The sequence below is a fragment of the Paenibacillus sp. HGH0039 genome, assembly GCF_000411255.1.
GTDB lineage: Bacteria > Bacillota > Bacilli > Paenibacillales > NBRC-103111 > Paenibacillus_F.
In genome coordinates, this window is the sequence record NZ_KE150412.1 from 234,284 (window position 1) to 246,608 (window position 12,325).

12 protein-coding genes are annotated in these 12,325 nt (G+C 51.4%); 4 read left to right on the top strand and 8 right to left on the bottom strand.

What is annotated here, in order from left to right; all coding sequences use genetic code 11:
- Entirely contained in the window at window positions 1–585 is a 585-nt protein-coding gene (locus tag HMPREF1207_RS00905) for a YdeI/OmpD-associated family protein (RefSeq protein ID WP_009676442.1), read from the bottom strand.
- Window positions 586–694: 109 nt separating this feature from the next.
- Between HMPREF1207_RS00905 and HMPREF1207_RS29090 the strand changes: the two genes are divergently transcribed.
- The gene (locus tag HMPREF1207_RS29090) at window positions 695–853 is read left to right on the top strand and encodes a hypothetical protein (RefSeq protein WP_155977419.1); all 159 of its coding nucleotides are present in this window, start codon (window positions 695–697) and stop codon (window positions 851–853) included.
- 102 nt (window positions 854–955) lie between these two features.
- On the opposite strand, the gene HMPREF1207_RS00910 is transcribed toward HMPREF1207_RS29090, so the two are convergent.
- The 3 genes from HMPREF1207_RS00910 to HMPREF1207_RS00920 form a co-directional block, all read right to left on the bottom strand.
- Window positions 956–1,561: a VanZ family protein gene (locus HMPREF1207_RS00910; protein ID WP_016423366.1), complete on the bottom strand. Its 606-nt coding sequence runs from the start codon at window positions 1,559–1,561 to the stop codon at window positions 956–958.
- Between the two features lie 278 nt (window positions 1,562–1,839).
- On the bottom strand, window positions 1,840–2,520 hold the full coding sequence (locus tag HMPREF1207_RS00915; protein WP_009672360.1) for a metallophosphoesterase family protein: 681 nt from the start codon (window positions 2,518–2,520) through the stop codon (window positions 1,840–1,842).
- A gap of 201 nt (window positions 2,521–2,721) precedes the next feature.
- Complete coding sequence (locus HMPREF1207_RS00920; protein ID WP_009672339.1) at window positions 2,722–3,822, bottom strand: threonine aldolase family protein; 1,101 nt, start codon at window positions 3,820–3,822, stop codon at window positions 2,722–2,724.
- A 218-nt stretch (window positions 3,823–4,040) separates the two neighbouring features.
- On the opposite strand from HMPREF1207_RS00920, the gene HMPREF1207_RS00925 reads away from it, so the two are divergent.
- The 3 genes from HMPREF1207_RS00925 (at window position 4,041) to HMPREF1207_RS00930 (ending at window position 6,413) form a co-directional block, all read left to right on the top strand.
- Window positions 4,041–4,541, top strand: a complete 501-nt coding sequence (locus HMPREF1207_RS00925) for an NUDIX hydrolase (protein WP_009672341.1) — start codon at window positions 4,041–4,043, stop codon at window positions 4,539–4,541.
- A gap of 81 nt (window positions 4,542–4,622) precedes the next feature.
- Entirely contained in the window at window positions 4,623–4,796 is a 174-nt protein-coding gene (locus HMPREF1207_RS29095; RefSeq protein WP_016423367.1) for a hypothetical protein, read from the top strand.
- Window positions 4,797–4,976: 180 nt separating this feature from the next.
- Complete coding sequence (locus HMPREF1207_RS00930; protein WP_009672353.1) at window positions 4,977–6,413, top strand: MFS transporter; 1,437 nt, start codon at window positions 4,977–4,979, stop codon at window positions 6,411–6,413.
- 147 nt (window positions 6,414–6,560) lie between these two features.
- On the opposite strand, the gene HMPREF1207_RS00935 is transcribed toward HMPREF1207_RS00930, so the two are convergent.
- The 4 genes from HMPREF1207_RS00935 to HMPREF1207_RS00950 form a co-directional block, all read right to left on the bottom strand.
- On the bottom strand, window positions 6,561–8,099 hold the full coding sequence (locus HMPREF1207_RS00935; protein WP_009672367.1) for an ABC-F family ATP-binding cassette domain-containing protein: 1,539 nt from the start codon (window positions 8,097–8,099) through the stop codon (window positions 6,561–6,563).
- A gap of 401 nt (window positions 8,100–8,500) precedes the next feature.
- Window positions 8,501–10,222: a proline--tRNA ligase gene (locus tag HMPREF1207_RS00940; protein ID WP_009672337.1), complete on the bottom strand. Its 1,722-nt coding sequence runs from the start codon at window positions 10,220–10,222 to the stop codon at window positions 8,501–8,503.
- Window positions 10,223–10,739: 517 nt separating this feature from the next.
- Complete coding sequence (locus HMPREF1207_RS00945; RefSeq protein ID WP_009672366.1) at window positions 10,740–11,294, bottom strand: GNAT family N-acetyltransferase; 555 nt, start codon at window positions 11,292–11,294, stop codon at window positions 10,740–10,742.
- Window positions 11,295–11,471: 177 nt separating this feature from the next.
- On the bottom strand, window positions 11,472–12,260 hold the full coding sequence (locus HMPREF1207_RS00950) for a GNAT family N-acetyltransferase (protein ID WP_009672359.1): 789 nt from the start codon (window positions 12,258–12,260) through the stop codon (window positions 11,472–11,474).
- Between the last annotated feature and the right edge of the window lie 65 nt (window positions 12,261–12,325).

Here is a 12,325-nt window from a genome sequence, read left to right on the forward strand (position 1 = left end):
TCAGGGATAAATTTTTTCGCCCCGCTCAAGCATTTCGATAAACTGTAAAATGCGTTTTTCCCGGGTTTCCTGCTTTTTAACATTCTGGATTCTAAAATGGATCGCAAACTTGTTTTGCTTGTTTAACGTGTCGTAAAACGCTTTAGCCTGCGCATTAAGCTCCAGCCTGGCGGCAAAATCTTCCGGCGCGGCGCCGCTGCTTTGCGGTTCGTAGGCCTTGTCCCACTGACCGCTGCGTTTGGCGTCTTCAATCGCCTTGAAGCCCCCCGGCTTCATTCTCGCGTCCGCGATAAGCTGCTCCGCTTTGTCTTTATTCACCTTGGACCAGATGCTTCCGGCCCCGCGCGGCGTAAACCGCTGAAGCCACGATTGGTCGTCGAATGTTTTCTTCTGGCTGTCGATCCATCCGTAACAGAGCGCGCTTTCGAGGGCTTCCTGATAAGAAACCGTCACAAGGCGGGTATTTTTTTTCGCGATTTGTAAAAGGACTCCGGGCGACGCTTCATGATTGCTTTCGAGCCAAATCTCAAACGCTTCTTGATTCTCAAAACAAAGAACCGGCAGCTCGGGGGCTTTCTTGCTCATGGGTTCCGCTTCCTCCCTGTCCTGGATAGTTATGCAAGATAGTTCAACTATACGTCAAGAGAAGGTTTGATTCAATGCGGGTCAGGCTTCCTTCACCCCGCCCCATCTTTTGGCCGCAGGCAAGGGTACGCCCAAGCCCGGGCAGGTCCGCTATGACGAGATTGATCCGCCGATCGAATCCGATACCGCGATCATTACGCTTGAGCACCAGTTTGTATCCCAAGCGGCCCGCAACTTCAAAAAGCTGCTGATCGACTCCCTACACTAATTTCTGCATGTCAGTTGCTCGGCCGAGGAATTCTTGTAGTCATGCGACACTAAAAACCCAGCTCGCTGGCAGCCGCGTGCGGGGTAAAGGGTGATGGACGGCTTATTCAGCCCTCCGCGGCTGAACGTCGTGATCCAGCACCACACTGTGTGACGGAGACTCCAGCGGCTTGAAAAGGTAGCTGCCGCGTCCTTTTTCCAACGAATCATTCATCCCTCCGACAGCGGCAACCGTACCGGCCGAAAGGATGATCGTCATCAAAACAAGCCGGACCATGCCCTGCAAACTATCCCGGCTGCCGGGAACTAAGCGCTGCGCCCAGAAGCCTACGGCAGCTCCTAACGTATTAATCACGATGTCGTTGATATCGAAAGCGCCTAAGCGGGTGAGCATTTGCAACATTTCTAGAAACGTGATCGACGCCAGGAAGCACACCATAAACGGGACGAATTTGCAGCGGAACAAGAGCGGAATGAGCAGCCCGAAAGGAACAAAAGCGGCAAAGTTGCCGAATTCGAAAAACCAGCTTTGAAAGTCTCTGCCCATCGGAAAATGAAGGGGAATTCCATGCGGAGTCAGATTGCAGCGCATGCCCCGGTCCGCAAGATGCGAACTGCGATTAAATCCGATATATAAGAAATAGAAAATCAATCCGGTGTATAAGCCTAACAAGAGAAGAGTCATTTTACGCAGCTTACCTTGATACATGGGTGAGTATAATCCTTTCTTGTCTGCAAATTAGCGGCCGCACATGCAGTTCTTCGATTATGAATCGGTCTATAAGAGACGTTTGTTTGCATTATACAACGGAGGGCGGCATTCATTCCGAAACGAAAAATAAAGCCTTTATTAAGGAATTGTTACTTTCCTCTATACAATCGTTTAGAAAAGAAAAAAACCGTTCAGTTTCTGAACGGCTTTTTAAGAAGTCCTCTCGCTTTGCGAGTGCGTTTTTTCAAGAATCATTTTCCGGTGCAAAAAGTTGTTTAGTCGACGGAATAGACGTTCCGGGCCGGCAGCTCGAGGCAGTGCAGCACCCCTCCGTATACGGCTCCGCCGTCGATTCCGATGATGTTGTTGTCGCCGAAATAAACATCCCGCTTGCCGTGAAGGGTTTCCGTTATTGTGTGCCCGAACACGACCGTTTTCTCGCCCCGGTAGCCCTTGTGAAACTCGTCGCGGATCCACATCAGCACATAAGCATCCGTCTCTGCAAGCGAGGTCGAAGGATGCACCCCGGCATGAACAAAAATGGTATCTTCGGTTTCATAATAGGTTTGAAGGCCGTCCAAAAAGGAAAGGTGTTCCTCCAGCAGAGGCGTAAGCTCCATTGTTTCGGGAGCAGGAGCTTCCGAAACGGCCCCCGCATGTTCATAGCTGGTTAATGTTGCACGTGCCCCATTCCGGAACCAGCGTTCGATGAATACAGGGTCCCGTTCGAACGATTTGACCATCATATGATCGTGGTTCCCTTTGAGGACGATCGCGCCTTCCCGGTGAAGCTGCATCACCTTCTCCACCACTCTTCTGGAATCGGGCCCCTTATCCACATAATCGCCGAGTAAAATCAACTGATCCCGAAGGGGATTGTAGCTCACCTTTTCCAGCAGCCTTGTAAATTTGTCTATCTCCCCATGTATGTCACTGACGACCAGCGTTCGTTTCATAACGTTCCTTCTTTCGTGTGTATAGATGACAGACGGATGAAAAATGATTCCACGAAATAGTTAATGAGATTAAATATATTAAATAGTTAACATCATTAATTAATATCCGTACTTACGCTGTACGACTAAGTCCTTCCATCCATCCTCTCCACATGCCGGACAGGATAAGGAAGGTCCCGACATCTGACCGGACTGCTCCGCTTACGCGGATAACGCCGCTTCCAACTTCTCCTTGAGCAGGCGGAATGCTTCCCGGATCTTGTCTTTGGGCACATTCTCGTACCGGTCGCCCACACTGATCTCGGTGTAGCAGGTTCCTTCTTCACGTTCATGCAGCCAAGAAGCCAATCCTACCCCCGTGGCCTCGGCTACTGCGATGAGGATCGGAAGAATTGCCGTCTCCGGCAGCTTAAAATGGATATGGAACATGTTGGACACCGGAACCGCGGGTTTTGTATAAACGCCCTCGCAGTCATTGAAGAAAGCGGCGAGTTCCTTCGCTTCCTCGAAGTACTGTGCCATTCTGCCGATTCGCCGGTCGAAATAATAATCCGACGTGATTATGTACGGGTAAAGACTAATCAGATCGCCGCCGTGGCGTCTTTTCCACACTTTGGACCGCTCCGTAAAATCACGGCCGCCCGCCAGTACGGCACCTGCAATTCCGCCGATTCCTTTGTAAAAGGACACGTACACGCTGTCAAACAGCGCACCTATCTCAGCGGCCGATTTTCCGTAGTAAGGCGTAATTTCGAACAATCTCGCCCCGTCCAAATGAAGCTTAATGCCTCTTTCGCGGCAGGAAGCCGAAATGGCCTCCAGCTCTTCGAATGCCGGCAGTTGGCCGCCGATTTCCCGCTGCGGCAGCTCCAGAAGCAGACAGGAAATTTCCCCGTCTAACTGCTTCACATCCTCAAGCGTAATCAGCCGGTCCTTGTCGGCAAGCAAAACCGGCTCTATGCGGTGCAGCTCCTTCAAGCCGTCTTCCTCGTGTATTTCCAGGTGACAGAGCGGATGATACGCGACCCGCCTGCTTCCTTTTTCATCGCACCAGATTCTTAGCGCAATTTGCTGCGCCATCGTTCCGCTCGGGAAAAACACGGCCGTTTCCTTGCCCAGATAGGCGGCTATTTTGCTTTGAAACCCCTCAATCAGCGTCCCCGTTCCGTAAACGTCACTTTCCAGCGTTTCCTCAATCTCGTCAAAGGCTTGCTTCAAGATTCCGATATCCCGGGGCCCGTTGCCGCCCAGCGGATAAGGCGCCCGTTTAAAGGCCTCTTTTAAAGATTCTTTATCGTTCAACCAGCATCCCCCCTACGGTAAAGTCTTATCTCTTAGCATACTAAATCCCGCCCGTCAAAGATATTGATTTTTGCAGGAGCAAACGACGTTTTTCATATAGATTAGCCCCGCGTCCTTTTTTCGTTCATGGGCAATAGGGTTGGATAGAGAAGAAGGAAGTTCCTAATCAAGAACGAATACTACTGTTTCGCATAAAAAAATTTAAGGTGGTCGTTGAAATGGGAATGTCTGATTATTATAAAAATCTGCGAGAAAAAGCGGGCAGTGAATTGATCTTCATGCCAAGCGTTGCGGGAATTATTCGTAATGAGTCGGGAAAAATCTTATTGCAAAACAAAGGAAACGGTGAGAAATGGAGTCTGCCGGCAGGAGCCATTGAACTTGGGGAGACGCCTGCCGAAGCGATAGTTCGCGAAGTGCGCGAAGAAACGGGACTGTATGTTTTCCCGAGCAAGTTGATAGGCGTATTCGGCGGAAAGGAATATCGCTATCAATATCCGAACGGCCATAAAGTGGAATATAACGTTTTTATGTTTGATTGCGTCGTTCAATCCGGCACCTTGAATCCCTTAGACAGCGAAACAGCCGAACTTCGTTATTTCAGCCCGGAACAGATGCCTGAACTGGCCTTGCCATACCCTAAGCATTTGTTTTCGCAAAAAGAAAATAACGAAGTTTATTTTCAGTGGGAGGATGATTATTTGAAAAATCTTATGTAACGAAGCTGTAAGCCAAGTTGTTTTTCTAAGCGATATCGAATACTATTAGAGTCAATCACGCAGGAAAGGAGGCAAAAAGCGATGGAAACGATTTTCGTTCCGGTAAAAAATAAAATCAAAAAATCCGGAGATCAGGCTGCAACGGGATCCGTCTGCCTTTTTTCGTGCAATGTTAAAACGAAATTTCATAGTTACAACCGCCGGATGCTTTTTGCCTCGCGTAATGGAATCTGCAAAGTGAATGGACGTTTCTGATTAACCAGCAGATTTTAATTTAACACGCAACGACTTGGCGCCGGTTTGTTGAGGCGTCTTTTTTGCGTACTTTTTTGCCCTTGTTCTTCTGCCTGAAGGGAGGTGACTGTTCGTGATAAATAAAACATGGGAACCCCCTCCTAAGATTGAACCCACTTTAATTTTAGGAGGTAAACACAAATGAACGTTCAAGCCAATTCTAAAAGAACCCGGCAGCTTTCCCTGCTGCTTGTACTTGTCTTTTCCTTATTCGTGGCCTGTATGACAGCCGATATGGTCAATCCGGTTCTGCCTCTCATCCGCAAAGATTTCGGAGCTTCCGATGCTCAGGCAGGCTGGGTAGTCACCGGGGTTCTGCTCGTGATCGCCATCGGTGTCCCGTTCTACGGCCGAATTTCGGACTTTTTCAGTTTACGGAGGCTTTATCCGCTTGCTCTCCTGATATTTGCAGCCGGAAGCCTCGTCTGCGCAGCCGCTCCTACCCTTCTGGTTTTGGTACTGGGCCGTATGCTGCAAGGGGCGGGCTCCGCGGCCATTCCGGTCCTTTCCGTCATCACGGTCTCCCAAGTTCTTCCGTCCGGAAGCAGAGGCGCCGCACTCGGCATCCTTGCAGGCAGCATTGGTATCGGAACGGCAGTCGGGCCGATCTTCGGCGGTCTTGTCGGTCAACTGTTCGGCTGGCCCGCGCTCTTCTGGATCACTCTAGTGCTGCTGCTGGCGCTTGTTCCCTGCGCTCTTTATGTGCTCCCGGGCGGACGTCCCGGAACCGAAACCGCAAAAGAGCGCCGTTTCGATCTGCTTGGCGGGATCGTATTCGGCCTGGCGGCGGGTTTATTCCTTTTCGGCGTCACCCAGGGACAGGCGGAAGGATTCCGGTCGTTATCCTCCTGGGGCAGTCTGGCAGGCGCTAGTCTTATGACAGCCGCCTTCATCTGGCGAATTTTCACGGCGGAGCACCCCTTCCTTCCACCTGCCTTGTTAGCAAACAAAGGCTATATGGCGGCAGTCTTGGCAGGTTTCTTCACGATGTTCGCTTACGTCTCGTCGCTCGTCTTCGTGCCGCTTCTGATCGTCGAAGTCAACGGCCTCTCCCCCGGGGCAGCCGGACTTGTCCTGCTGCCGGGTGCCGCGGCTGTAGCCGTCTTTTCCCCTGCGGCCGGCCGTCTTTCCGACCGGATCGGAGCTAAAATACCCGTCGCCGCCGGACTTTCGGTCATGGGCATTTCGCTTTTGTTCATTTCCACTTTTGCAGCGGGGAGTTCTCCTCTGCTGGCTGCGACCGGAATGCTCGGGCTGGGCTTCGGCGTCGCCTTTACGAATTCGCCGGCGAACAACGCTGCTGCAAGTACGCTCGAAAACGAACAGCTAGGCGCGGGGCTCGGAATCTTCCAGGGGGCCTTATTCCTCGGGGCCGGAACAGGCGCTTCCGTTATCGGAGCCTTTCTGGCGGCGCGTAAAGAAGCCGCGCAAGATCCGCTGAACCCGTTCTATGTTCTGGACGCCGCTCCTTACTCCGATGCTTTTCTGGCAATAGCTGCCGCGGTGATCATCGCGCTTGTGTTTTCAGCCGGTCTGCAGAGCGGCAAACAGAAAAATTCGAGTGAAACTTCACGTTAATTAAAGCAGATCTGCATGTTTCCATTATCTTCCATGCAAAAAAAAGCACCGGGACATTCGGGCCAAACGAAAACGGCTCGCTTCCCGGTGCTTTTCTTTCCTGCAAAAACTGGTTACGATGGGACGCGTATAACCTTCCTCATCCAATCAACCTTTCCGGCTGCCGATTTCGAGAACCCGGTCCACCCATCCCTCATAAAATTTCTGTTCATGAGATACCAGAATAAGGGTGCCCCCGAAGTGAATCAAGGCGTCGCGCAAAGCGTCTTTCGCTTCCGCATCCAGATGATTGGTCGGTTCGTCCATGATGAGCACATTGCAGGGCGAAAGCAGTAAACCGCACAGTTTCACTTTCGACTGCTCCCCTCCGCTCAGCGTACGAAGTGTTTGGGAAGCTCTCGTTTCATTTACTCCGCATTGTGCCAAATGACGCCGGATTTCTTTGTTGTTCAGCTGCGGATAACAGTCCGCTAAAAACCGAACCGGTGTCAGAGCGTCGTCTTCCCAGATCAAGTCCTGCTCATAGTAGCCGGTCTTAACATGTTCCCCAAAACGGAATCCGCCGGAAATAACCGGAATCCTTCGCAGGAGCGTTTTGAGCAGCGTGGATTTTCCGATCCCGTTAAATCCGGTGATGACGATCTTTTCCCCGCTTCTGACGGAAAAAGTTAACTTGGGCAGCAGAGGCGCCGCATACCCGGCTTCCAGTTCGTTTACACGAAGAGCCGTCTGAGACCCCAGCGGCAGTTCCCTAAAGCGGATGAACGGCCTCGAGACAAAAGCAGGCGCCTCGATCCGCTCGATTTTATCCAGCTGCTTTTGGCGCCCGCGGGCGATTCTGGAGTTAACTCCGGCCTTATTTTTACGGATATACGCCTCCGTCCTTTGAATCGTTTTCTGCTGGGCATTGTACTGCCGGATATGATCCTCCCGTAAATGCTCCTTTTGCCGGAGGAAATGCGAATAGTTGCCCGGGTATTTTTTGATCGATCCGCCTTCTATATCGCAGATGCCGGTCGTGATTTTATCGAGAAAGGCAGCATCATGCGAAATCACGACGAAAGCGTTAGTTAAGGACGTTAAATAATCCGCCAACCAGCTGACATGTTCTTTATCGAGAAAATTCGTAGGCTCGTCGAGCAGCAGCACATCCGGTTTTTCCAGAAGAAGCTTGGCCAGAATGACCTTGGCCCGCTGCCCTCCGCTCAATTCTTGAATGGGACGGCCGGTACCGATGGCGCTCAGCCCAAGTCCGTTCACGACCTTCTGAATGGTACTGTCCACCTCATAAAATTCCAGCCTCTCCAGCTCTTCCTGATAGCGTGCGGCTTTCAGCAACGGTTCTTCCATTCCGGTGCTTGCGCTCTCTTCATAAAGGGCGTTCATTTTCGTTTCCAGTTCGAACAGGGAGGCAAAAGCCGTTTTCAAATACTCCCCTATTGTCCGGTTTCCGTCGATGACGGCGTACTGGTCGAGATAACCGATCCGGATGTTCGACTGCCATCGGACCGTTCCCTCATCGGGTATAATCTCTCCCGTTAAAATGCCCAGCAGGGTGCTTTTTCCTGTGCCGTTCTGCCCGACGACACCCAAGTGTTCCCCTTTGAACAATTCAAAATCGACCTGTTTATATAACGTTCTGTCTCCGAAAGAGTGGGACATGCCCGTAATCTCCAGTAAGCTCATGTGTGTCTTCTCCTTTTCTCCATAAAAAAAAGCAGAAAGATTGCGCCGATACGGCACAAGCCTTCTGCTTTCTGTATTTTGCGTGCAAATACAGCAATACGATCTTCAGCCGGAAACTGAACAAGGTATCACAAAAGGCTGCAGACAAACTATTGTCTGCAGCCTTAATCTAACCGGCGGACAGCAGCTCAAATAAGCACGAGAGTTTCATGCGAAATTTGAAAACTATCAGCCGATGAATGAAAAGCGTTTCGCTTCTCGATTAAGCTCCGGACAACGTTTCATCGTTTGGTTCCGATTGTTCGGAGCAGCGTTTTGGATATCGTTTTTCAGTTTCCCAGCGGTTCATGCGGAATACTCCCTTTCATTTGGAGCTATTTTATAACGCTCATGCGCCCGTGTCAATACGTGGGTTTGGATAAACGAACCTGATCGAGAATGCGCTCGCAAGCAGCTTGGAAGGTAATGGTTTCTTTCAACCCGCTTCTGCGTTCTACAAACTCCACCTTGCCTTGCCCGGCGTCTTTGCCGAATACAACGCGGAATGGAATCCCTATCAAGTCCGAATCCTTGAATTTAACCCCGGGGCGTTCGTCTCTGTCATCCATCAGCACCTCGACCCCGTTCTCTTGTAGACGCCGATAAATGTCATTCGCCGCTTGAACTTGAACGTCGTCTTTGATAGAGACCGGAATGAGATGAGCCTGATAGGGCGCCAGAGCCAGAGGCCAGATTATGCCGTTCGTATCATGATTCTGCTCGATCACGGCGGAAAGAATACGGGAAACGCCGATTCCGTAACAGCCCATTATCATGCGGGTGCTTTTGCCGGCCGCGTCCAGGAAAGACGCTTCCAGTTTATCACTGTACTTCGTTCCGAGTTTAAATACATGCCCGATTTCAATCCCGCGCGATAATTTCAACACGCCTTCGGTACAACGCGGACATCTGTCTCCTTCTGCCGCTTGACGGAAATCGCCGACTTCCGAATTCGCCAAGTCACGGCCCGGATTGAGGTTTCTGTAATGATAGTCCGCTTCGTTGGCCCCTGCGATTCCGTACGCCATGCCGAGGACCTCTTCATCGACCAGGAGGGGAATGTTAAGGCCCAACGGCCCGACAAAACCCGCAGGCGCGCCGGTTGCTTCCTCCACGGCTGCCGCATCCGTTATGGAGAGATCATCGGCCCGGAGATAATTTTTCACTTTAATCTCGTTCACTTCCCGGTCACCTCTTACAACAACGGCGACGGGTCTGGTATCCGCCGTATAAACAATCGTTTTCATGATATCGGAAGGACGAATGCCCAGCGACTGAACGAGCTGACCGATCGTGCGGATGTCGGGCGTATGAAACTTAACGGCCATCTCCTCCGATCGTTCGACGGAATCCGTCCGCACCGCCCGTGATTCCGCTCGTTCCAGATTAGCCGCATATTCACAAACGGTGCAAGCGGCAATCGTATCTTCCCCGATATCGGCCAGCGCCATAAATTCATGGGTGCCGCCTTCTCCGCCTATCGCACCCGCATCGGCCTCGACTGCACGGAAATTTACTTCACAACGCGTTAGGATCCGGCTGTAAGTTTGAAACATCTGCTGGTACGATTCATCCAGCCCTTCCCAATCGGTATCGAAGGAATAGCCGTCTTTCATAAGAAACTCGCGTCCGCGCAGCAGGCCGAAACGGGGACGCCGCTCGTCTCGGAATTTCGTCTGGATCTGATAGAGCGTGACCGGCAGTTTGCGGTAAGAGTTTATTTCCCCCCGCACGATCGAAGTAATGACTTCCTCATGTGTCGGTCCCAGCGTGAATTCCCGGTCGTGCCGGTCGTTCAGGCGCATCAATTCCGGGCCGTACACCGAGTATCTTCCCGATTCTTTCCATAGTTCGGCAGGCTGCATAACCGGCATGAGCATCTCCTGAGCCCCGGCCCTATCCATCTCCTCGCGTACAATCTGCTCCGCCTTGCGCAGAACTCTTCTTCCTAGGGGCAGGTAAGTATAAATCCCCGCCGCCAGTTGGCGGATAAATCCCGCCCGCAGCATGAGCCGGTGACTGATCACTTCGGCGTCCGCGGGAGATTCTCGTAAAGTTGTCAGCAATAATCGGCTTTGGCGCATTGTTCCCTCTCCTTTGTATGATCATGTTGAAGCCCGTAAAAAAACAAAAAGACACATCCGTCAGGGACGAATGTGTCGTGTTACCACCCTAATTCAACCGCGCAGGTGTGCGAGGTCCTCATTCGGATAACGGCATGACCCGGTAACGGTTAACCAGCATCCTCAAATGAGGTTTCCGTTACAGCTGGCAAGGCGGGAGAGAGTCCAATCGCTTCGTGAAACCTTTCAGCCGGCGGGTTTCATCTCTGTACGGCGATCGCTGAACTCTGTATCCTTGTTCAACGCTTTTCACGTGTAATTATTTTTCTCAATTTACATGAAAGTTTTGCTGCCGTCAAGCGGGCAATACCAAGGGCCTCAATTTGTGCCTGGTGCGGACACTATTTTGTAAAAGCCATTTTGGATGGAATCGCTCACGGACTTCGTATATACCAAGGTTATGGAAATGTCGCATACGGCTATCCATGCAAAAAAGGCCTCCGCCAAACCGCAAGGTACGATTCAGGGAGGCGTAATTTTAATCGAATATCAGGTACCAGTACAGCGCAATTTCATTGCTTTGTTTGTCGAGACCTTTATACAAGCAGGAGTCGAAACCGCCTAGGACAAACCCGCAGCTTTCGTAAAATTTGCAGGCCCGGACGTTATTGTTTTGCGTCTCCAGCATGATTCCCGGCATTCCCCCTGCCCTCGCCCAGTTCTCGGCCTGTTCAATCAGCCTGCGGCCGGCGCCGTATCTTCGGTAGGCGGGGTCAACTTTAATGTCCTCGACGTAAGCGTACCCGTTCCAGTTCTTCCTAAGCAGAACTTGACCTGCGATCCGGTTATCCATGCAGGCCAGATACATGACTTGATCGGGATTTCCGATATAGCCGGCATACCCGGTGTCCTCCGTTTCCGCGTCCGGCTCGTCCGCATACCTTTTCGTATAGTGGGCCACTTCTTCAACCGCATAGCCGATCCGACGGTCCTCAAGAGTAAGGACGAGTACGGAATCGACGATAAAGCTCCCGTCCACTTCAATGCCCTCGAATTCGTCCTCCGCAGTTAATTCTCTGATCCGAATATCCATGTCCATCCTCCCGACTGTTTGTTTTGCAACCGCACAAGCATGAGGAACGAACGGATACTGGTGGTCCGCGGACTTAACGAAACACGTAGTTCTCCTTCATCTTTCAGCCTCCCCCAATCGAATCTCCAGGCACCTTTCTTCTCCGGCAGCTCGTCCGCAGGCGGCAAAAAAGACCGTCTATTCGGCACCCGGCAATCCGTACTTTTGTATCCAGCCGTCCATATTTTTCTCAAACTTGCTCCGGGTCAAAATCTCGTGTGTGATAAAATGGCCGTTATAAAACAAGCTGTAACTGGTGTAAGGCGTTGGCGCGGATTGCGCTTCTCCGGTCGATACGATTCGTCTGGTTTCAACCGGAATGGAACGCTCACGTGCGCAATCCTCAAGCTCTCCCACGTAATGATCCGTATAGGGGCACTGGGCGGTGTACAGAACCTGAAATCCTTTTACAACGTCCACTTTCTGCTCATGAACGCTTTGTTTAAATTTCGGTGTCGGGGCGTCTTCCTTGAATTTCTGCACGACTAACTCGAAATAAGGAGGCGCCTGATCGCAGACTTCGAATCCGTTATGGGTAAAAAAAGATTTGTCGGATAAATAGGGCCGCTTCGTCCGGCTCGTTACCGCTATCGCCCCATTCGTCGCGCCCGCTTCCTCCAGGCATTCCCTTAGAAGCTTTTTACCGTAGCCCTTGCCTTTGTATGAGCCGGCTACCCAGAAGCAGTTGATATAGATGTAACCGGGAGCTTCCACCGGACACCAGGCGTATTCCGCCGGAATATATTCGATGAATACTTTCTGCCGGACATCCAGCTTTTTGAAACGCAAACCTTCCTGAAAGCGCTGCTCCAGCCATTCCTTTTTCAACTGGACTCCGTTGGCGCATTTCTTATCCGATATCGCACAGCAAATATGTTCCCGGCTGATATTCTCGGTGTTTAACGTAACCATTCCCGGTTCGTTCATCCCGGCCCCTCCCTGATTCGTATACGTTAAGCTTACCTCAGCCCGGCGAAAAAAGCACGGACAGG

Bases quoted from the DNA above. Each gene is read 5' to 3' on its own strand.
- HMPREF1207_RS00905 (WP_009676442.1), bottom strand. From the start codon at position 585: ATGAGCAAGAAAGCCCCCGAGCTGCCGGTTCTTTGTTTTGAGAATCAA.
- HMPREF1207_RS00910 (WP_016423366.1), bottom strand. From the start codon at position 1,561: ATGTATCAAGGTAAGCTGCGTAAAATGACTCTTCTCTTGTTAGGCTTA.
- HMPREF1207_RS00915 (WP_009672360.1), bottom strand. From the start codon at position 2,520: ATGAAACGAACGCTGGTCGTCAGTGACATACATGGGGAGATAGACAAA.
- HMPREF1207_RS00925 (WP_009672341.1), top strand. From the start codon at position 4,041: ATGGGAATGTCTGATTATTATAAAAATCTGCGAGAAAAAGCGGGCAGT.
- HMPREF1207_RS29095 (WP_016423367.1), top strand. From the start codon at position 4,623: ATGGAAACGATTTTCGTTCCGGTAAAAAATAAAATCAAAAAATCCGGA.
- HMPREF1207_RS00930 (WP_009672353.1), top strand. From the start codon at position 4,977: ATGAACGTTCAAGCCAATTCTAAAAGAACCCGGCAGCTTTCCCTGCTG.
- HMPREF1207_RS00935 (WP_009672367.1), bottom strand. From the start codon at position 8,099: ATGAGCTTACTGGAGATTACGGGCATGTCCCACTCTTTCGGAGACAGA.
- HMPREF1207_RS00940 (WP_009672337.1), bottom strand. From the start codon at position 10,222: ATGCGCCAAAGCCGATTATTGCTGACAACTTTACGAGAATCTCCCGCG.
- HMPREF1207_RS00945 (WP_009672366.1), bottom strand. From the start codon at position 11,294: ATGGATATTCGGATCAGAGAATTAACTGCGGAGGACGAATTCGAGGGC.
- HMPREF1207_RS00950 (WP_009672359.1), bottom strand. From the start codon at position 12,260: ATGAACGAACCGGGAATGGTTACGTTAAACACCGAGAATATCAGCCGG.